Annotated in this window: 15 protein-coding genes; 5 read left to right on the top strand and 10 right to left on the bottom strand. The window is 41.3% G+C overall.

Translation table 11 applies throughout. The features are described from left to right. The first annotated feature begins 68 nt into the window (after positions 1-68). Positions 69-590: a DinB family protein gene (locus tag LXL81_RS03025; RefSeq protein ID WP_234645224.1), complete on the top strand. Its 522-nt coding sequence runs from the start codon at positions 69-71 to the stop codon at positions 588-590. Positions 591-680: 90 nt separating this feature from the next. On the opposite strand, the gene LXL81_RS03020 is transcribed toward LXL81_RS03025, so the two are convergent. Further along, entirely contained in the window at positions 681-4,295 is a 3,615-nt protein-coding gene (locus LXL81_RS03020; protein WP_234645223.1) for a PAS domain S-box protein, read from the bottom strand. 87 nt (positions 4,296-4,382) lie between these two features. Between LXL81_RS03020 and rsmA the strand changes: the two genes are divergently transcribed. Continuing rightward, positions 4,383-5,186, top strand: a complete 804-nt coding sequence (rsmA, locus tag LXL81_RS03015; protein WP_234645845.1) for a 16S rRNA (adenine(1518)-N(6)/adenine(1519)-N(6))-dimethyltransferase RsmA — start codon at positions 4,383-4,385, stop codon at positions 5,184-5,186. 98 nt (positions 5,187-5,284) lie between these two features. Continuing rightward, entirely contained in the window at positions 5,285-6,637 is a 1,353-nt protein-coding gene (gene mgtE, locus LXL81_RS03010; protein ID WP_234645222.1) for a magnesium transporter, read from the top strand. Here the strand turns inward: mgtE and LXL81_RS03005 are convergent, their stop codons facing one another. Beyond that, a complete protein-coding gene (locus LXL81_RS03005) occupies positions 6,638-8,101 on the bottom strand; it encodes an L-serine ammonia-lyase (RefSeq protein WP_234645221.1) in 1,464 nt (487 codons plus the stop codon). It abuts the gene before it with no gap. A gap of 217 nt (positions 8,102-8,318) precedes the next feature. On the opposite strand from LXL81_RS03005, the gene dtd reads away from it, so the two are divergent. After that, positions 8,319-8,771 carry a D-aminoacyl-tRNA deacylase gene (dtd, locus tag LXL81_RS03000; protein ID WP_234645220.1) on the top strand — a complete coding sequence of 151 codons (453 nt, stop codon included), beginning with the start codon at positions 8,319-8,321 and terminating at the stop codon, positions 8,769-8,771. An 11-nt stretch (positions 8,772-8,782) separates the two neighbouring features. Beyond that, positions 8,783-9,112 carry a nucleotide pyrophosphohydrolase gene (locus tag LXL81_RS02995; protein ID WP_234645219.1) on the top strand — a complete coding sequence of 110 codons (330 nt, stop codon included), beginning with the start codon at positions 8,783-8,785 and terminating at the stop codon, positions 9,110-9,112. On the opposite strand, the gene LXL81_RS02990 is transcribed toward LXL81_RS02995, so the two are convergent. The 8 genes from LXL81_RS02990 to LXL81_RS02955 form a co-directional block, all read right to left on the bottom strand. Then, a complete protein-coding gene (locus LXL81_RS02990; RefSeq protein WP_234645218.1) occupies positions 9,101-9,670 on the bottom strand; it encodes a hypothetical protein in 570 nt (189 codons plus the stop codon). The genes LXL81_RS02995 and LXL81_RS02990 overlap by 12 nt on opposite strands. A gap of 62 nt (positions 9,671-9,732) precedes the next feature. Continuing rightward, the gene (odhB, locus tag LXL81_RS02985; RefSeq protein WP_234645217.1) at positions 9,733-11,325 is read right to left on the bottom strand and encodes a 2-oxoglutarate dehydrogenase complex dihydrolipoyllysine-residue succinyltransferase; all 1,593 of its coding nucleotides are present in this window, start codon (positions 11,323-11,325) and stop codon (positions 9,733-9,735) included. 51 nt (positions 11,326-11,376) lie between these two features. Further along, the gene (locus LXL81_RS02980; RefSeq protein WP_234645216.1) at positions 11,377-14,139 is read right to left on the bottom strand and encodes a 2-oxoglutarate dehydrogenase E1 component; all 2,763 of its coding nucleotides are present in this window, start codon (positions 14,137-14,139) and stop codon (positions 11,377-11,379) included. Between the two features lie 112 nt (positions 14,140-14,251). Next, entirely contained in the window at positions 14,252-15,184 is a 933-nt protein-coding gene (locus LXL81_RS02975; protein WP_234645215.1) for a PorP/SprF family type IX secretion system membrane protein, read from the bottom strand. Positions 15,185-15,285: 101 nt separating this feature from the next. Beyond that, a complete protein-coding gene (locus LXL81_RS02970; RefSeq protein WP_234645214.1) occupies positions 15,286-18,498 on the bottom strand; it encodes a hypothetical protein in 3,213 nt (1,070 codons plus the stop codon). 16 nt (positions 18,499-18,514) lie between these two features. Continuing rightward, positions 18,515-19,591 (bottom strand): FAD-binding oxidoreductase, encoded by a 1,077-nt coding sequence (locus LXL81_RS02965; protein WP_234645213.1) that lies wholly within the window; start codon positions 19,589-19,591, stop codon positions 18,515-18,517. A gap of 3 nt (positions 19,592-19,594) precedes the next feature. Next, the gene (gene cmk, locus LXL81_RS02960; RefSeq protein WP_234645212.1) at positions 19,595-20,299 is read right to left on the bottom strand and encodes a (d)CMP kinase; all 705 of its coding nucleotides are present in this window, start codon (positions 20,297-20,299) and stop codon (positions 19,595-19,597) included. A 144-nt stretch (positions 20,300-20,443) separates the two neighbouring features. Beyond that, positions 20,444-21,028, bottom strand: coding sequence for an LUD domain-containing protein (locus tag LXL81_RS02955; protein ID WP_234645211.1), 585 nt, complete (start codon positions 21,026-21,028; stop codon positions 20,444-20,446). Between the last annotated feature and the right edge of the window lie 15 nt (positions 21,029-21,043).

The raw sequence follows: 21,043 nt of genomic DNA, 5'->3' as shown, positions 1-21,043 counted from the left end.
TTTTATAATTTCATACTAAGCGAGATCCAAACCATAACACCTCTCACCAGTAAATCTGTTTATTCCAAATGATCAAAATTCACCGTCCAAATTTAGCAGATATGCCTCCCTGGTATCCCTACTTTATTAATCTGGTAAACGGAGATGATTTAATTGATGCTTTGGAGGAAAATAAAAAAGAGCTCATGACACTGATCAACTCGATACCATACGAAGCAGAGGAATTCAGTTATGCCGAAGATAAATGGACAATCCGGCAGGTTTTTATACATCTTGCCGACGATGAACGCTACTACGCATATAAGGCGTTTTCATATTCCCGACAGTCAGATGTATTTCTTGAAGTTCCGAGGGGCCAGTCATATAGTAATGATTTTAATGCCGCCGGCAGGACTTTAAAGGATATTTGTGACGAACTTGTGAGCGTACGTAATGCCAGCATTACGCTTTTTAGTCATATGACAAATGAGATGCTGGACTTCAAATTCCCGAATCAGTCAGATAATTACACGGCCAGAAGTCTAGGATGGATGACGGTTGGTCATACCATTCATCACTGCAATCTTGTGCGTGAAAAATACCTGATATAAAAATAAACATTCCTGAAATCCGGAAGTAAAGTAACAGCGAGCCTGTACTTTCAACTCAGAACCAGGAATGTATACAAAATGCTTTAAATTTTATTTCAGCCAGTCTTTTAGTAAAGCTTCATAGCTATCCAAAAATCTGCGATAGGCTTTTTGCAATTGCGGTAACGCTTCTGCCAGCGTACTGGTATCGTCAGATTTCAACCGCCATTCAGCATCTTTCGCTATTTCTGCAACCTGGGAAACGCCAACCGTTCCGGCACTTCCTTTTAATGTATGCAAATTACTTTTTACCGTTGGAATATCGTCAGTTGCAAAAGCCGTTACCGCGCCTTCAACCAGCTCATCAGATTCCATCACAAAATCTTCAAAAACAGAAAAAACCAGATCCGCCCCTCCAATTGCCTTTAACTGATCTATAATTTCCTTATCCAAAATCGGCAAAGAAACTTCCTGCGCTATTGCTTTTTGTTTTGATTCCAGTTTCCGGCCCTCCACATTACCCAGCAATTCCTTTACTTTCCATATCAAATGTTGCGCACGAATTGGTTTGGCAATATAATCATCCATTCCCTGACTCATAAACCGGTCGCGGTCTTCTTTCATCGAATAGGCCGTCATGGCAACGATCGGGGCAGTCAGTTTTGGAAAACGTTTTTTCAATTCCTGGGTAGTTTCAACACCGTCCATATCCGGCATTTGGATGTCCATGAAAATGATGTCATAATTTTCACCGGAAAGCGTCAGTTTACTTTCAACCTTTTCAATCGCCTGAAAACCACTTTCCGCCAGATCGACCATACAACCAGATTTTTTCAAAATTTCATTCGCTACTTTACGGTTCACGGCGTTATCATCAACCAACAAAATCACAGGATGAAATTCTGAAAAAACATTTTCAATTGGTACTTCCTCCATTTGCGCGCCTGAGCTTACCTGCGCGATGGAGGTACTTTTTGTTTCAAAAGTAAACCAGAAAGTGCTGCCCTCACCTACCGTAGATTCTACCCCGATTTCTCCATTCATCAACTCGCAAAGCTGTTTGGAAATGGCTAATCCAAGACCGGTTCCGCCAAAAGATTTCCGGGAAGAATTGTCTAATTGTGTGAAAGAGGTAAACAAAATCTGCTTGTCAATCGCGCTGATACCAATTCCCGAATCCTGAACTTCAACTTTAATTTTATAAATTTTACCTTCATTTTTCACCAAAGAAAGCAAAATTTTAACCTCTCCTTTTTCGGTGAATTTAATGGCATTGGAAGTAAGATTCGACAGAATTTGCAAAAGTCTGGTCTGGTCTGCAATGATGAATTGAGGCAGATCTGCTGCGATATGATAGGTCAATTCATCTCCTTTATTTTTTGCCGTTTGCCCGAATAGTGAAACCAGTTTCACCATCAGTTCTTCCAAGGCAATCGGCGTTTCATGCAATACCATTTTGCCTGCTTCGATTTTTGACAAATCGAGAATATCATTCAAAATATCCAGCAGCGTTTCGGACGAACGTTTGATTGTCATCACATAATCCCGCTGTTCAGGATTAAGGTGGGATTCGCCAAGCAAATCGATCATACCAATGACACCATTCATCGGTGTCCGGATTTCATGGCTCATGTTAGCCAGGAAGCCTTCTTTTACTTTTAACGAATGCTCTGCGTGTTCCTTTGCCTTTAATAATTCAAGCTCATTGCGTTTCAATTCTGTAATATCTCTGGCCAGAACTGCCACTTCAATCGCCTTACCTTTATCATTCGTAAACATCAGCATATTCACCATAAACTGGCGTTCTGTACCGTCTTTCCGGTTGATACTGATCTCAAAATTTCGCAGACTTTTTGTTTTCCGAAGCCTGATCAAAGCCGAGTGGATTTTCTTCCGATCTTTAAAGAATTCAGTGATTTCATGCCCGATCACCTCGTCTGGCGTGTAACCCATTCTTTTGAAAACAGACTGGCTGATCATCGAAATACGTCCCTGGCGGTCGATACGGCAATAAATATCCTGCAAGTTTTCAAAAATTCCACGGAACAATTCTTCACTATGACGAAGGGACAATTCCGCCTCTTTTCGTCTGGTAATATCACGTGCTATACCTGAAACTTCTTCAATAACGCCGTTTGAATACTGGATCGGATTCAGATAAAATTCCAGCCACATTTCGCCGCCATTGGTGCGATCAATTTTAAATTCAAAATACTGAGGTTCTCCCCGAAGTGCCTGACGGTATTTGGTTTCAAGCGCTCTTCTGTTTTTCTGACCAACTATCCGCCAGCCGAATTTTTCTGCATTGATACTCAGCGACGGCCTTACACCAACCTGGCCTTCAATGAGATTTGCATAATTAAGGTTGAAAGATGTGAGCTGTAAACTCTTATTAACAGACCAGATCAAATGTGAACTGCTGTCAAAAATCGCATTTAAACGAGCTGCGTATTTGCTTAATTCCTCTTCACTTTGCTTACGTGCAATCGCCAGCGCAACCTGACCTGAAATAAATTCCAGCAATTCCAGATCACGGGCATCAAACATATTCTGGTCATCATAGGATTTGACACCGATAATGCCGGTAACTCTGTCGCCGATACGAAGCGGTACGCATAAAAGCAATTTTGGCGTAACACCATACAGGTGAAGACTATTTGTTTTCGCCAGATTTTCAATATCTGTATCAGATAGAAAAAGCGGTTTATTTGATGCGATTGCATATTCTGTAACGCCATTTCCAAGTCTACGTCTTGTAAAACGTACATTTCCTTTGAAATACTGATCAACATAATAGGGAAAGTACAGATAACTTTTGCTTTGATCATAAAGCGCGATGAAGAAATTCTGAACGTCAATGATCTTTCCAAGTTCCTGATGTATGGTATGATAAAAATCGTCCAGATTCTGGGTGTTTACTGTCCAGTTGGCAATACTATAATAAAGGCTTTGCGCTTTTTCTGCTCTTATCTTTTCGGTATAATCGTTTAAAATACAGCGGAAAGCAGTTGGTTTTCCGTTATCATACCGACAATTGACACTCCCTCCGACAAAAACCTTTTTTCCTTCCTTGCTCAAAAAAACCGTTTCAAAATTGGCATTGGCTTTTCCCTCACGGATCAGATCCAGCTGCGCAATGGCCGCGTCTTTGTATTGCGGATGAAGAATATCCTGCATACGCATGGAAGCCGTTTCATCGAGCCGGTAACCCAAAACTTCCCGCCATGCTTTATTAACAAATATGAATTTACCGTCAATGGCCACCAGCTGAATTAAATCACTGGTATTGTCCACCAGATCCTGAAGCTGCGCATTGGATTTTGTGATGGAAGATTCCATCCGCCGCTTTCTGGTAATATCATCACCAACCAAAGTGATATACAAAACTTTATCATCCTCATGCTGGATCAATACAGAGTTGATCGAAAAAGTACGCAGCGTTCCCTTCTGCGCCAGAAACGGGACTTCGCGTTGTTCGAGTTTTCGTTTTCCCTGAATACCCTCTTCAAGCATCTGGCTGATCTCATCCTCTTCGTCCTTCGGTACCAGTTTATCAAAAATACTTTCCCCGATTAAGTCCGATTCAAGCCAGCCGGTTTTTTGTATAGCATAGGGACTAATCGCCCGGATAATAAAATCCGGCGTAAAAGTTACCCCGATCAAATTCAAATGTTGCAGCGTTGTGTGTATTGACTGCCAGTCAGTCTGTGATGATATCATTTCCATAATTAGTCGGAAACCGCATTTTTAAGATTACTTCCTATTCTTTATTCGATAAATCTACGAATTAAGACGTAATTTTGAATCGTGAAAATAAATTATAAAAATCAGAACGATTCGAAAGTTCGTGCCAAAAAACATTTGGGACAACATTTCCTGAAAGACATGAATATCGCCAACAAGATTGTTGACGGTTTGAGTGGTCATGGAGGATATAACAAAGTATTGGAAATAGGTCCTGGAATGGGTGTATTGACGCAATTTTTGCTTCAAAAAACTGACTATTCAACCTATGTTATCGAGATTGATACGGAATCAGTCGTCTATTTGAAAAAACATTATGAGGAATTAACTCCGCGTATTATCGAAGGCGATTTTTTGAAGTATGATACTTCGGAAATATTTCCTGAGCCATTCGCGATCATCGGGAATTTCCCATACAACATTTCTTCCCAGATCTTCTTCAAAGTTTTACAAAATCCGGATCAGGTTCAGGAAGTGGTTTGTATGCTTCAAAAGGAAGTAGCGCAGCGGATTGCCTCTCCTCCCGGCAATAAGGATTATGGAATTCTGAGTGTTTTATTGCAGGCTTTCTATGATATAACTTACCTGGTATCGGTTCCGCCCGGTGCGTTTGATCCGCCTCCGAAAGTACAATCCGGTGTGATTCGTCTGGCCAGAAATGCTACAAAGTCACTTGCCTGCGATCAGAAACTATTTTTCAGGGTTGTAAAAACTGCTTTTAATCAACGCAGAAAAACACTTCGGAATGCGCTGAAACCTATTGGCGAAATGCCCGAGCATCCTTTGCTTACCAAACGCGCAGAACAATTAAGTGTTGCAGATTTTGTAGAACTGACCGTGATTGCTGAAACAGTAATAAAAGCAAATCAGTAAAAAAATATACAGCTAACATTAACGTTTTAGATTTGCCTTTTGGTAAACTTTACGAACAACTTCTCTCATTGTAATACCGATTTTGCCAATAAAATTTTATGAATTTTGAGTTAACCAAAGAGTACGTTGAACAAGTCCAGGAACTGATCGTCACTGAAAATCCCGAAGCCATTCGCAGCAAAATGGCAGAGCTTTTTCCGGCTGATATCACGGGCTTGTTGTATGAACTGGATACTCCCGAGGCCCGATATCTGATCAATCAACTTGATACAGAGCTGGGTGCTGAAATTCTGGCAGCGCTTGATCCTAATGAAAGAAGAGAATTTCTGGAAGCTTTTACTTCTGAGGAAATCTCCCGATACGTCAATCTTTTTGATTCTGATGACGCGGTGGATTTGCTGAATGAACAACCGATCCGCGTTCGGGAAGAAGTTATTGCATTACTTGAAGACCGCGAACAGGCGCGTTTTATTCTGGATCTGCTGCATTATGATGAAGATGTGGCGGGTGGTTTGATGCAGAAAGAGTTGGTCAAGGCCAATGTCAACTGGAATGTAAATCAATGTATTGAAGAGCTGCGCAAACAGGCAGAAGATGTTGAAAAAGTATATGCCGTTTATGTTATTGATGATAATGGAATTTTACTTGGCATACTTTCCCTGAAAAAAATCGTTTTGGCCAATAAGAATACAAAAATTGAAAGTTTGTATGACAAGGACGTCATTTTTGTAGAAACTTACCGCCCGGCGGAGGAAGTTGCAGAACTCATGCAGCGTTATGACCTTGACGCACTTCCTGTTGTCAATGTGCAGGGAAAACTTCTGGGACGCATCACCATCGATGACGTGATCGATGTAATTACCGAACAGGCAAATTCTGATACCCTGGCCATGGCCGGTATCACAGGAGATGTTGAAGAAGACGATACCATTTTCCAACAAACCAAAGCCCGCCTGCCCTGGCTATTGGTGGGTATGATGGGCGGAATTCTGGCAGCGAAATTTATCAGTTTTTTTGAAGGCGATCTAAAAATAATTCCGGCCATGGCGGCTTTCATTCCTATCATTGGTTCAACAGGCGGTAATGTAGGAATTCAGACTTCATCGATTATTCTTCAAAGTATTGCGGACAAAAGTGGTCTGGATATTAGTGTCTGGAGCAGACTAATCAGAATGTTTGCGGTAGCTTCCATTAATGGATTAATTATCAGCGGAATAGTTTTCGGTTTTAATTTACTGATTGGAAACGAGTTACAACTGGCACTCGTCGTTTCCTCGGCTCTTTTATCTGTCGTTTTTCTGGCTTCCTTTACCGGAACAGTAACACCGATTGTTTTGGATCGGATTGGTATAAATCCTGCCGTTGCGTCCGGACCTTTTATAACAACAGCAAATGACCTGATTGGTTATGGTGTTTATTTTGGCCTGGCCCATTTGCTTTTGCATTTATAATCAACATTCGCTTAAACTGATTGGAATATTAATCGCCAATCCACCTTCCGAAGTTTCCTTATAGCGAAAATTCATATCCAATGCCGTTTCCCACATTGTTTTGACAACATTGTCCAGGGAAACTTTCGCATTTTCAGGATTGCTCTGCATAGCAAGTTGCGAAGCCGTGATGGCTTTAATTGCACCCATGGTATTCCGTTCAATACAGGGAATCTGCACCAATCCGCCCACAGGATCGCAGGTCATTCCCAGGTGATGCTCCATCGCAATTTCAGCAGCCATCAGACATTGTTCAACAGTGCCGCCGGAAACTTCCGTCAGACCCGCAGCAGCCATGGCAGAAGAAACGCCAATTTCAGCCTGGCAACCGCCCATCGCAGCAGAAATGGTTGCTCCTTTTTTGAAGATACAACCGATCTCACTGGCAGTTAACAAAAAACGGATAATGTCATTTTCAGTACCGCTACAAAAAATAAGATAGTATTGTAAAACTGCCGGAATCACGCCTGCCGAACCATTCGTTGGTGCCGTAACAACACGGCTGAATGAGGCATTTTCTTCGTTAACCGCCAGCGCAAAACAACTTAGCCAGTCAAGTGTATATTTGAATCCGCTTCCACTGGAACGTATAGCATTGATCCATTCGTCGTGGTTACTGAATTCTTTACCATCTAAAAGTTTTTTACTCAATGAGGAAGCCCGTCGTTTAACGTTTAATCCACCCGACAAAATGCCTTCATTATGACAACCTGCATAAATACATTCTTTCATTACCCGCCAGATATTCAGCAGCTCAGATCTTATCTCTTCTTCATTTCGCCATACTTTTTCATTTTCATAAATAAGATCAGAAATTGACATTCCGGTCGGCTGATGCCAGTTTAAAAGATCCGAAGCATGATCCACCGGGAATGGTAATTTGACGCAGGGAGAAGCTTCTTCCTGACTTTCCTCTTTAATCACAAACCCTCCGCCAACAGAATAATAGGTCTCACTTATTTCTTCGTCTTCATCGGTAGTAGCTGAAAATGTCAAAGCATTGGGATGAAAGGGCAGTGATTTCTGCATTTGAAATATAATATCCGTTTTTGGATTAAAATCAATTTCATTGCTACCATTTATAATCAGTTTGTTATTATCTGATATTTGGTTTTTGATGCTATCAATTTGCTTCGTATCCATCGTAACCGGATCGTATCCACTCAAACCTAGTTGAACGGCCAGATCAGTTCCATGCCCCTTTCCTGTTTTTGCAAGAGAGCCAAAAAGATTTACTTTGATGGAAGTAATCTTATCCAGATTTGTGGCACTTTTCAATAATTCCACAAACAATTGTCCCGCCCGCCACGGTCCCAAAGTGTGTGAACTGGATGGGCCAACACCGATCTTGAAAATATCAAAAACAGATATCCGCTCCTCCTTCACAATTGACTTACCGGCATTTGATTTATCTGTAACGATCATTTGAAATTAGATGTTTGTTCAGGGTATTACCTCCTTACAAGATACAACCCTTCAAACGGTGTTTCAATATGTTCAGTATTATTTCCTGCCAATTTTGATATTGAAATAAATTTTACTGAAATGTATTCCTGATTTATTTATTGTTATTTTGCCTGCCCAAGATTTTGTATGCCAAAAGGAAAATTTTTCGTGTCGCAGTTTATATAATTATTCATTTATGATTGCAGTAATTCAACGGGTAAGCGAAGCATCAGTAACAATTGAAGGTAAAGTTGAAGGTAAAATTGGTACCGGCTTTTTGGTTTTACTTGGTATAACCCACGAAGATAACAAAGAAGATATTGAGTGGCTTGGAAAGAAAATAATCGGGATGCGGATTTTTGGCGATGAGGAAGGTAAAATGAATCTGGATTTAAAATCTGTGAACGGGAATATTCTGCTAATCAGCCAGTTCACACTGCATGCAAGCACAAAAAAAGGAAACAGACCTTCATTCATTGAAGCAGCCAGGCCGGAAATTGCGATTCCGCTTTATGAACAAATGATTGAGTTTCTCAATAAAGAACTGGAAAATCCAATTGAAACCGGAATTTTCGGGTCGGATATGAAAGTAGCTTTATTAAACGACGGACCGGTTACGATCGTAATTGATTCCAGGAACAGAATTTAATTTCTCAATATATGACCCTTGACGAAGCACAGCAGCAAGTTGATAACTGGATAAAAACCTACGGTGTACGCTATTTTTCAGAGCTTACAAACATGACGATCCTGACTGAGGAAGTTGGAGAAGTTGCCCGGATTATGTCCAGAACTTACGGAGACCAGTCTTTCAAAAAGTCTGATATGGATAAAGATCTTGGAGATGAAATGGCCGACGTACTTTGGGTTTTGATCTGTCTGGCCAATCAGACAGGGATTAATCTGACAGAAGCATTCGAGAAAAATCTGGCTAAGAAAACGGAACGGGATAAGGACAGGCATAAAGCCAATGAAAAGTTAAAACCTTAATCCAAGAGAAATCCCGGTTACGCCGGGTTTCACATAAAATCCTAACGGTCGTCTTTTTGATTTTATGCTTAAATTATACTGATTTACTGCTTTATTCTTGTCTTCACCTCCAAGAATAGCCGTAACGATTCCGGCAATAACAGAACCACTGCCTGCAACTAATAAAACTATTGCCGCAGTACTTTCATTATTTTCTGAATTGTAGGCCGTAATACTGGTGAGTGCTTGCCCCAGTGCTACGATACTACTGACAACGAGAAGTCCCCCGCCACTAATTACAAGAACAACTCCTGTTTTTTGATTTGTTCGTCCTTTCTGATACAAACGGAAAGCACTCGTATCTCCTTTCGCAAGTATATCACCGATTTCACTGGTACGTAAAATTCTTTTCTCGATACTAAATTTATTGCGGTACTTTGTTATGGTGGGGTAAGTAAAAATATTTTGGAGCTTGTCTGGAAGAGTGTCGGAAGTTGTTTCTTTATTTAGCTGTGCATAACAAAAACTTGTCAGCAGAGTTGACAGAAGTAAACTTTGTAGAAATCGACAAACAAACATCGACTAAAATATATGAGGGTTTGACAATAAAAAAAGGCCCATCTTTCGATGGGCCTAATATATTACATATCAAGTAATAATCTCATTGGATCTTCAAGTAATTGTTTTACCCGAACCAGAAAGCTTACTGAATCTTTTCCATCAATCGTACGGTGATCGTAAGAAAGAGCAAGGTACATGATCGGACGAATCACAATTTCCCCGTTTACAACCACAGCACGTTCTACAATATTATGCATTCCCATAATTGCAGATTGTGGCGCATTGATAATCGGTGTAGAAAGCATTGAACCGAAAGTTCCGCCATTTGTGATCGTGAAAGTTCCTCCGGACATTTCATCCAAACCTAATTTACCGTCACGAGCACGAACTGCAAGACGAACGATTTCTTTTTCAATCGCTGAGAAAGAAAGATCTTCTGCATTTCTGATAACCGGAACTACCAAACCACGCGGTGTGGAAACAGCAATCGAAATATCGGCGTAGTCATTGTAAACCAATTCTTCGCCGTCAATATATGCATTGACAACCGGGAAATCTTTCAAAGCAACGGTTACCGCTTTAACAAAGAATGACATAAAGCCTAAACCAACTTCATGTTTTTCTTTAAACTTGTCTTTGAATTTGTTACGAAGATCCATTACCGGTTTCATATCAACTTCATTGAAAGTTGTAAGCATAGCCGTCTCGTTTTTCACAGCCACAAGACGTCTTGCGATTGTTTTACGAAGTGACGACATTTTTTCACGACGTTGTCCGCGTTCACCAGGAACTGCAACCTTAGCAGGCGCAGATGGTGCAGTAGGTTTCGCTGCTGCCGGAGCAGGAGCTGCCGCAGGTTTTGCGCCTGCTTTCAAAGCATCATCCTTCATAATTTTTCCACCTGAACCAGAACCGTTCACATCCTTAGGATCGATTCCTTTTTCTGCCAGAATTTTGGCGGCAACAGGAGAAGTATGTTTCTCAGTGTACCCTTTATCAGCCTCTGCACCATTTGCAGCAGGAGCTGCGGGCGTTGATGCAGGCGCAGCAGAAGCAGGACTTCCAGCTCCTACCTCGATCGTACAAATTACGGCACCGATTGATAAGGTATCACCTTCCTGTCCAACAATTCTCAATGTACCAGCCGCTTCTGATGGCAATTCAAATGTTGCTTTATCTGATTCCAGTTCGCAAATGATTTCATCCAGTTCTACTTGGTCTCCATCTTTTTTGCTCCATGACGCGATCGTTACTTCTGTAATTGACTCACCAACCGCAGGCACTTTCATTTCATAAATTTTACCCGCCGGAGCAGAGACTGCTTCCGCAGGTGCTGCCGGAGTTTTTTCCTCAGCTTTTTCAGGAGCTGGTGCTGCCACAGGAGCCGCAGCTTGTGCAGCTGCCGGAGCTGGTGCCGCCGGAGCAGAACCATTTCCGGATGGATCAATCGTAGCGATCAATTCACCAATATTTAATGTGTCGCCTTCCTGTGCTTTGATATGCAAAACGCCCTCAGACTCCGCAGTAAGTTCAAACGTTGCCTTATCCGAATCCAGTCCGCAAATGACCTCGTCCAATTTCACAAAATCACCGTCATTTTTGAACCAGTTTCCTATCGTAACCTCAGTAATTGACTCGCCAACCGGCGGTACTTTTATTTCAATTTCAGCCATTTTTACAGCAATATGATGAACGAATTATGTCTTTTATAACGAGTTAAATACCTATTCAAATGCTCTGCGAATAATCTCAGCCTGTTCCTGGGCATGGATTTTCGAGAACCCTGTTGATGGCGATGCACTTGAACGACGGGCAATTACTTCCAAAGGTTTAGCGCCAGCATACATACGAAGCATGAAAGTCCATCCACCCATGTTAAAAGGCTCTTCCTGTACCCAAAATACTTTCGCATTTTCATAAAGTGCAAGATGTTCGTCGATTTGTTTCTGAGGGAACGGGTGCATTTGTTCCAGACGGATAATAGCTACATCATCACGTTTATCGTTTTGCTGTCTTTCGTATAACTCATAGTACAATTTACCTGTACACAATAACACTTTTGTTACCTTTTTAGGATCAACGAAATTATCACCAATCGTTTCCTGGAATGATCCCTTCGTCAGATCTTCAAGCGGAGAAACACAAAGCGGATGTCTTAACATCGACTTTGGTGACATCACGATCAAAGGCTTACGGAACGGGAACGCCAACTGACGGCGCATCATATGGAAGAAGTTAGCAGGTGTGGTAACGTTCGCAACAATGACGTTGTAATCAGCCGATAATTGCAGGTAACGCTCAGGACGCGCATTGGAATGTTCTGGTCCCTGACCTTCATATCCGTGAGGAAGAAGCATCACAAGACCAGTCCAGCGATCCCATTTCGTTTCACTGGCTGTAACAAACTGATCAATGATCACCTGCGCTCCATTGGCAAAGTCACCAAATTGAGCTTCCCAGATAACCAAAGCGTTAGGATTTGCCATCGAATAACCGAATTCAAACCCTAAAACGGCGTATTCTGATAACAAAGAGTTATAGATCATGAAAGGCCCCTGGCCTTCCTGAATGTGTTCAAGATTGCTATATGAATCATTCGTTTCGACATCATGCAAAACGGCATGACGGTGAGAGAATGTACCACGCTGAACATCCTGTCCGCTTAACCGAACGATATTTCCTTCTGCCAAAATCGATCCGTAAGCAAGCAACTCAGCCGTAGCCCAGTTTACTTCTTTCTTCTCAAAAATCATTTGTTCACGATCTTTAAGAAGTTTGTCAATTTGTTTCAAGCGCTGAAAACCTTCCGGCGTATTGATTATCGCCTTACCTATTTTTTCAAGAACTTCCAGAGGAACACCTGTTTCCGGTGATTTTTCAAAATCAGTCGGAGTAGATTTTCTTAAACTATGCCATTCCTGTTCCAGTTTTGGCAATACATAAGGCAATGCCTTTTGTTTCACCATATCAAGACGCTCCTGAAGCAAAGTTTTAAACTCTTTGTCCATATTCGCAGCAAGCTGCGCATCAATATCTCCACGATCTGCCAGAATCTTTTGATAGATCTCGCGTGGATTTTGATGGTTTTCTATGGATTTGTATAATGTCGGCTGGGTAAATTTAGGCTCATCTGCTTCGTTATGGCCATGACGGCGATAACAAACCATATCAATAAAGATATCCTTGTTGAATTTCTGACGATATTCCACAGCAAGGCGCATACAGAATACGACTGCTTCCGGATCGTCACCATTTACGTGCAGAACCGGCGCATCAACAACTTTGGCAACATCAGTACAGTAGATACTGGTACGTGCATCAACAAAGTCTGTTGTAAAACCAACCTGGTTATTGATCACAAAGTGAATCGTTCCGCCTGTGTAATAGCCATTCAGGCCAGACATCTGCGTAACTTCATAAACAATTCCCTGACCGGCAACCGCTGCATCACCATGAATGATCACTGGAAGAACACGGTCATAATCGGATTCATACATGCCATCAGCTCTTGCTCGGATATATCCTTCAACTACGGGATTTACCGCTTCAAGGTGTGACGGGTTTGGAGCTAGTTTCAAATGAACCTGGCTTCCATTTTCAGCAGTGATCTGGCTTGCGTAACCCATATGGTATTTCACATCACCATCTCCCCAAACCTGATCCGGAAGATTACCTTCAAATTCATTGAAGATCTGTCCGTAAGTTTTCTGCATTACGTTGGCAAGTACGTTCAAACGACCTCTGTGCGCCATACCGATCATCACTTCCACAACGCCCATTTCTGCCGCTTTGTTGATCATCGCGTCAAGAGCAGGAATCGTTGTTTCTCCACCTTCCAGTGAAAAACGTTTCTGACCAAGGTATTTTGTGTGAAGGAAGTTTTCAAAAACTACTGCCTCATTCAATTTTGAAAGAATATGTTTTTTCTCATCAATTGAAAAAGTCATGTTCAATGCTTCTTTTTCAATTTTCTTACGCAACCAGTTTTTTTGTTCCCGGTCACGGATATAGAGATACTCAAATCCAATGTTTCCTGAATAAATCGTTTTCAGAGAATCGACAATTTCACGCAAAGTAGCCGGACGTCCAAAAACCTCAGTTCCTGCTTCGAAAACAGAATCCAGGTCTTCAGGACCCAAACTAAAATCGCTCAATTCCAGCTGTGGCTGACGGTCTTTTCTCTTCTGGATCGGGTTAGTAGTGGCCAGCAAGTGACCTCTTGAACGATAACCACGGATCAAGTGAACCACCTCCATTTCCTTTCGGATCTGAGACGCATCTACCTTTCCGGCAGGTGCAGCTACTTTTCCATTGGTGGTGCCATTGGCATGTCCATTGCCGTTAGCCGGGTATTTCTGATAAAAATCGAACCCTTCAAAAAACTTCTGCCAACCTTCGTCTACGGAGGTTGGATCTTGCTTATAGGAATTGTATAATTCCTCTATGTAAGCGGCGTCGGAATTTGCTATATATGTGTATTTATCCATCACAAATGTGATTATTTCATTTACCGCACAAAGTTACGAGACTTATGTAAACAAAACGCAAAAAATCTCCTTTTTACTAAACATGTTCAGAGATATTCACCTTATGTTTACTTCAATACTTCTGGAAGCCATTCGGGTTAGGAACAAACTTCAGCATTAGCTCGTGAATTCCTTTGGGCGCATTGGAAACTATGTTAACTTGTTCAATTTGTCTTGTACTGTAAAAATATCCCAGTCGGATATTCCTGCCTATCTGCGCTTCGGCGGATAATTGTAAATAATTAATATTATCCCCGCCATAGGAATATGCGCCGCCTGCATGATAAGTTGCCCCGATTCCCACTTTCTCGCTAAACCAGACGCGTCCGCCAAAATCTACCCTAAGTTTGTAATCCTTTTCCTGCACAACCAGCAAATTCGGCAACAATTTTACGTCTTCCGCAAGTGGATAACTACCACCCACCATAATGTAAAGCGGACGACGATAATAATTCGCAATACTTTGCTGACCAAATTTCTGAGACAGTATTTCCGGTTTTGACACACCGACAAAAAAATTGTCCGAATGGAGCCATGCACCTAACCCAAAACTGCCCAATGCCCGGTTGGTACTGTTAAGTGATGATTGTACATCAAAAACAGGTAAAACATTTATGCCACCCTGCCCGCCCAAGGCCAATTTCCAATGATCGTTTATACCGAGATGATAAGCAAAAGAAGCAGAAAATGCAGTGGTTGTGAAATAGCTGGTCTGGTCGTTCAGGGCTTGAAAACCGATACCAAATTTGCCATTAGAAATTGTTCCATCACCCGCAAAAGTCTGGCTGGAAGGCGAATTGGGTATTGTAAACCATTTCCTTCTAAACATGGCTGTCATGTTAAAGGTCTCCCTAGCACCGGTAAATGCCGGATTTATCGCCATCGGATTTTGCAGATATTGCTCATACAAAACCTCCCGTTGAGCAAAAACATTTTGTTTATAAAAAAAGAAAAAGGAAAAAATCAGAAGACAGGAAAAAATGCTCTTTCTAAAATTTGTTATCATTGTTAAATCTCAAATAAAAGGTGGGGTTTGTAAAAAAAATGGCACGAGAATCAATCTCCTGCCATTTCAGTTTCTTTTAAATTATCTATTCACTTATCAATTTAAAAATCATATCCCAAAGTAACATAAGGAATCGCCTTGTTTGTAGAGCCGTTGTCAAGACCCCATGCATAATCAAACTTAACATAAATACCGAAAACCGTTGTCCGGGCTCCAATACCGTAACCCATCAAATACGGATTTCTGTAATTGGTAACCGTCGCCTTGAAAGGATCTTCAACACTTCCGATTATTTCTGTGTTCAAACTGTTTTTTTCGCTGAACGGCCCTTTTCCTGTCCATGCCGTACCAATATCACCAAAACCTACTATCTGGAAGTTTCTAAGTGTACTTGAAGTAATAGCTCCGCGGTATAAATATTTAATAAGAGGAATTCTCAGTTCTGCATTTGCGAGCATATAACTGGTACCGGACAAACGGTTCAGATTGAATCCACGAAGATTTGTTGCAAAATCTGTAAAGAAAATATCACGGTTATCTTTTGTGAAATCAAGCGCGTTGACACCGGTTGTACGGGAATCTTTTTTATTTCCAATCCAGTTTTCCATACCACCCAAAACACTTTGTTTAGCTGCTTTTCCGCCAGAATGACTCGCTGCCACTCTCACTGCCAGTATCAGGTCACGATGAATTTTTTGATAATGTCTGAAATCAAGACTTACCCGGTTAAAGCTTTCATTGCTGTTTGATAAACCCATGTAAGTATCGTAACGCACCTTAAAACGGGTTCCCTGCATCATGTTCAATCCATTTGTCCGGGTATTATCGAACACATATTCCATTCTCAAAGCTCCGTAATTTGATTTCAAATCAGGATTGGTAAGGATCAGATCGATATTTCTTGTCGATGCGAACATGGGAGCCAGTGTAAAACGGCTTGTTGTGGAGAAAGGATAAGATGCTGACAGCGTCACTTTATTAAAACGATATTTTTGCGGTGCAACTTCCGAATCAATATACAAAGCTTGTCTGTCAATTCTTAAACCAAAATCAACCCGGCGTGCGTTGTAATTATACTCCGCAAAAAGATTACTGTTCCGAAAGTTTGAAGATATGAATACGCCAGCCTTGATCACGTGGTTTTCGAGCAAATCATTCATCGAAATAGTCTGCGCATACCCAAATCCACGAACAGGATCGATGCGCCAGTCAGAACTCGCATCGTTAGTTATGAACAGTCCTTTATAATTGTAAGGACCTTTGATAGCAATATTCTCGCGCGTCGCTTTTGTTCTTGTCAGCGCCGGCGTGTTTGCGAAAGTTCCTCTTTTTTGACGTGATTCAAACGTTTTAAGAATTTCTTCATCAAATTCATAATTATCCGTATCTACTTCCCCCTCTTTCAAAGCAAGCCGCGAAGGCTCCGCTTTTACAGGCGTTATGGCAGAATCCGGTCTGGCAGCAGTTGCAACAGTTGGTTTGGTTTCAGTTCCACCTATAACATCTCCTTTGATAAGCGAAGGTGTCTTAAGCGAGGCATTTGAATCAAATCCGTTTTTGAATGCGGCGGTGTAATAACCGTCATTCAGATAGGTATAAGCAATGGCTCCGCCAGACTTCAAGGAAATATCTGCACTTCTGATGTTGTAGATGTAATTGGTTAACTGCGTGCTCGCATTTGAAGCTTTACTGTACTTGAATATGTTGTTTACACCTTTTATGTTTGATAAATAATAAACGTCATTTTCATCGGCATAAATCGGCGCAACTTTCACTTTTGGATCCAATGGAGTCAATCTTGTAATAACTTCTGATCTTGGCGTTCCGTCATGTTCAAACAGCGATAAACCGGAAGACATCGTTTTGAAATTTCCTTTATCAGTTCCTAATGAATCTGTCGGACGGTTTGAAGCAAAAACTACGCGTCTTGATGATCCCTGAACAAATCTTGGCGAGACATCATCATACAAATCGTTGGTTAGACCTGTAATAGATGTACGGGAAACGCTTACCAGGAATAGATCATTCTGACCATTTTTATCCGCGCTGACGGCAAGCATTGTTCCGTCATTCGAAACATCCATATCACTCACCTGGTCCAGACTGCGAAGCACTCTTCTCAATTTTATTCTTATCTTTTTCGTATCCAGATTTTCGTATTGATAAAAATTCTGGTGGCCATTTTCAGATGCAAGAATAGAAAGTGTATTATTTCTTGACCAGCCTAAAAGTGGTGGCTGCGTTTTCAACCTGCCTCCGATAATATCAAGTTTTCCCTGACGGATCATTTTTTTCGATCCGGATTCACTATCGAATAAATAAACCCTGTAACGGCCGTTCTTCATTTCACTAACGGCTGTCCATTTTTTATCAGGAGAAAGTTTGATAACAGCATTTGCATCATTGGCTGTCAACTCATTCAGTTTGTATTTCCAGACCGGAGCCGGATCTGTGTAAAACTGCTCTGCTTTTTTGTTGATATTGATGTAATAAGCACGCCAGTCTCTTAAAAAACGATTGTAAGAAGGAACGCCTAAGGTGCTGGTGATACTCGTTTGTTCGGTACGAATAATACGGGTAAGATTCAGGATATCTGAAATCTTGTCGCGTCCATATTTTTCAGCGATATAATTCCAGATCGAATGTCCGATCAGCGTTGCGTCATTTCCGGTTAGTAAGGTTGGTTTTTTGACGTTACGATTTTTTAAAAAATCACGCATGTAATCGTTAAGTTCCGGCGACCATCCTTCTGAAATATAGGCGGCTGCACCGGTCATAAACCATTCAGGAAGTGTAAGAAGCAGAGAACTTTGAAGTGCTTCTTTCATATTACCACCATAAAGCATGTCGTAAACAAAAAGAAGACTGATGTCTTTTACCAGTTTTTTCTTAAATCCAATCTGGTCTCCGGTATACGCTACCTCAACGCGTGACTGTCCAAGATCAAGTTTCCGTTCATCCAGATTGTCGATTTTCGACAGTCCCATGTTACTTTGTTCAAGTTCCTGTGGAGAATTGTAAAGGAAAATTTTAACGCGGGTATAGGGCGTCCAGCCCAGGACATCGGTGATTTTATCGAATTCATTTTCAGCATATTGTGCCGTAAGTTTGGCCAATGCAGTACCGCCCTGGTAATGGTAAATTTCAAAATTTGTAGTCCTGAAAATCTTCCAGGTAAAGGTTTTATTTTGAACACGGTTCTTCCCGAATACTTCCTGAGAGGGGTAACGTTGTGCTATACTTTCAACGCTTACCAGAAGTAAGGCGAAAATAGAACCTGATATTGCTAGTTTGTGTATAAATTTTTTGCTCATTTTTCTACTGCTTACTTCATCGGAAATATAACGAAAAATACCTCTTAATATTCACTGCTTCACTCAATTCTTTATCATGAACCAGATATTCTGTAAACTCTTTTGCAAAAAACGGAGCCAAAGTGACGCCCTTTGTACCCAATCCGTTAAATATTCCAAGCCTCGGCTGGTCCGGATGTATACCCAGCATAGGCCTTCTGTCATGCGAAGAAGGACGAATTCCAGCCAGCTGACCCGTAATTTCATAAGGCACTTTTAATAATGGCTGCAACTTCTCTTCCAGCTCAATTCTGGCATTTTCGGTAACTTCCCAGTTTAAATTTTCCCAGGAATAGGTTGCTCCCACCCTGCATGTTGTTCCGGAAACCGGAAGAATAAAAATACCCTGGTTTACGATCTGGTCAACTGATAATTTTTCCATTTCAACTTCCAGAATCTGACCTTTCACCGGAGTGAATGGCAACCAGCTAAAATTGGTATTGTCTTTGGCAAAATAACCCTGACAAAGTATTACTTTATCAAACGTTATATTTTTCCAAATTACATGTTCTTCTGTGAATATTAAATCGTTGGCACTAAAAGCAGATTCCAGGTACTGATTATTGTTTAAAAAGTATACTTTGCTCCCTTCAAGTAACACCGGCAAATCAATCCATCCGGACTGAATAACTTCCATGCCACCATAAGGCGTATGGACATGTTCCGGGATAATTTCATGTTTTGTATCCTTTATATAGGAAGCAATTCCCGGATCTGACGTCCTGGATAAATACGAATTCTGCTCTTCAATAGATCTGAAAGGCCGGAAAATGGATGCCTGATGAAGAATTTTAGCTCCAAGCTTTTCTTGCAGCCCTGAATAAAATTTCTGTGCGTATGGGAAAATATCATCTGCCAGCCAGGTCTTAACTAGTTTTTTACCTGTTAAGGGATTAAAAATACCGGCAGCAACTTTTGAAGAAGACGGCAATGAGGAATCATTGACCAGTAACACTTTTTTTCCTGCATTATGTAAATGCCAGGCAAGTGAAGTACCGGCAATTCCTTGTCCAACAATTAAATAATCGTAAGACGAATCTGATTTTTCTGTCATGAATTATTCTGTTTCACGACCACGAAGTACCAATCCTATTTGCTCGTCCGCAAGCCGGACAACCATTTCAACCTGCTCGTCCAGTGTCATCAAAGAATTATCAATATAAATCGCGTCATCCGCCTGCCTCAATGGACTTTCTGTTCGCGTTGTATCAATATGATCCCGCATTTTCAGATTTTCGGCAATTTCCTGCAAACCGATCAGTTCCCCCTTTTCCAATAATTCGGCCTGGCGACGCTGAGCACGGATTATAGGATCCGCTGTCATGAAAATTTTCAATTCAGCTTGTGGAAAAACAACCGTTCCGATATCACGGCCATCCATGACAATCCCTCTGGTTTTCCCCATTCTTTGCTGCTGGGCAACCAGTGCGTGACGCACTTCTGCAACTGCACTTACGGTACTTACCTGCTCCGAAACGTACATTTTCCGTATTTCATTCTCAACATTTAAACCATTGAGATAAGTATCGTTGGTGCCCTTTATTTTATCTCTTCTGAAACTGATATGTATATCGTGAAGTGCTTTTTGAACTTCTTTGGGGTTTGATGCCGAAATATGATTCTGGATAAAAAACAACGTTACGGCACGGTACATGGCTCCCGTGTCTATGTAGGCATAATTCAGTTGCTTTGCAACCTGCTTGGCGGTCGTGCTTTTGCCGCAGCTTGAATAGCCGTCAATCGCAACAATTATTTTTGGCATACTTTTCAAAGTTAATTATCCGGCCCGATTACGAGGCCAAAGTCAAAAATGCATTTGGTAATATCTGCAAAAATATAAGAAAGTAAGCGGGAGACGAACTTTTTTATAGACTAACTTGAAAACTATTCCTTTGCTAATTGTTAACTAATTCTCCACTAAAAAGATAACCATACTTCTCGCACCATGCGCACCGATGACCAGGGATTGCTCAATATCGGCTGTTTTTGACGGGCCGGCTATAAAACATCCCCAACCTGTAGTATCGGTCAGTCTTTGATACGCTTCGTGCATATTATTTACCAACGCATTTCTTGGGATCACAAATGCAAGATTTTGTGTGATAAAGGGCAATGCTCTATGTTTTAAATGATTGTCAGAAATCCAGACGGCACCATTTTCTGCTACACCAAATTCGGCTTGTAAAATGGCAACTTCGATCATTTCAAGTTCATGCGGATCGGATAATTGTAAACTGAAATCTGCCCAGTCTGCCAGTTCCGGAATTGTTGTAGCCTTATTGACAACGCCGGCATACATTTCTTCAACTTTTGCTTTGAGCTCCACCAGGGAGTCCACAACGATAACTTCGGTGTAGATCGCTTCAAGAATTTCCTTGAACTTTGCTTCTGTATTTTCATAACCGCTGTCAAATGTATATTGAAGCGGCAGATCTGTACCGGTCGGTTTATTCAGCTTAATTTGCTGAAGAATTTTTTCACGTGAGCTCATAATCTTTCAATGCTT

Source organism: Dyadobacter sp. CY356 (genome assembly GCF_021440195.1).
GTDB lineage: Bacteria > Bacteroidota > Bacteroidia > Cytophagales > Spirosomataceae > Dyadobacter.
The sequence above is the reverse complement of the archived record's forward strand: the minus strand, read 5'-3'. Positions and strand labels throughout refer to the sequence as shown.

Coding starts and splice junctions, on each gene's coding strand:
- dtd (WP_234645220.1), top strand. CDS start 8,319: ATGATTGCAGTAATTCAACGGGTAAGCGAAGCATCAGTAACAATTGAA.
- LXL81_RS02955 (WP_234645211.1), bottom strand. CDS start 21,028: ATGAGCTCACGTGAAAAAATTCTTCAGCAAATTAAGCTGAATAAACCG.
- LXL81_RS02970 (WP_234645214.1), bottom strand. CDS start 18,498: ATGAGCAAAAAATTTATACACAAACTAGCAATATCAGGTTCTATTTTC.
- LXL81_RS02975 (WP_234645215.1), bottom strand. CDS start 15,184: ATGATAACAAATTTTAGAAAGAGCATTTTTTCCTGTCTTCTGATTTTT.
- LXL81_RS03005 (WP_234645221.1), bottom strand. CDS start 8,101: ATGATCGTTACAGATAAATCAAATGCCGGTAAGTCAATTGTGAAGGAG.
- odhB (WP_234645217.1), bottom strand. CDS start 11,325: ATGGCTGAAATTGAAATAAAAGTACCGCCGGTTGGCGAGTCAATTACT.
- LXL81_RS02980 (WP_234645216.1), bottom strand. CDS start 14,139: ATGGATAAATACACATATATAGCAAATTCCGACGCCGCTTACATAGAG.
- LXL81_RS03020 (WP_234645223.1), bottom strand. CDS start 4,295: ATGGAAATGATATCATCACAGACTGACTGGCAGTCAATACACACAACG.
- cmk (WP_234645212.1), bottom strand. CDS start 20,299: ATGCCAAAAATAATTGTTGCGATTGACGGCTATTCAAGCTGCGGCAAA.
- mgtE (WP_234645222.1), top strand. CDS start 5,285: ATGAATTTTGAGTTAACCAAAGAGTACGTTGAACAAGTCCAGGAACTG.
- LXL81_RS03025 (WP_234645224.1), top strand. CDS start 69: ATGATCAAAATTCACCGTCCAAATTTAGCAGATATGCCTCCCTGGTAT.
- LXL81_RS02990 (WP_234645218.1), bottom strand. CDS start 9,670: ATGTTTGTTTGTCGATTTCTACAAAGTTTACTTCTGTCAACTCTGCTG.
- LXL81_RS02995 (WP_234645219.1), top strand. CDS start 8,783: ATGACCCTTGACGAAGCACAGCAGCAAGTTGATAACTGGATAAAAACC.
- LXL81_RS02965 (WP_234645213.1), bottom strand. CDS start 19,591: ATGACAGAAAAATCAGATTCGTCTTACGATTATTTAATTGTTGGACAA.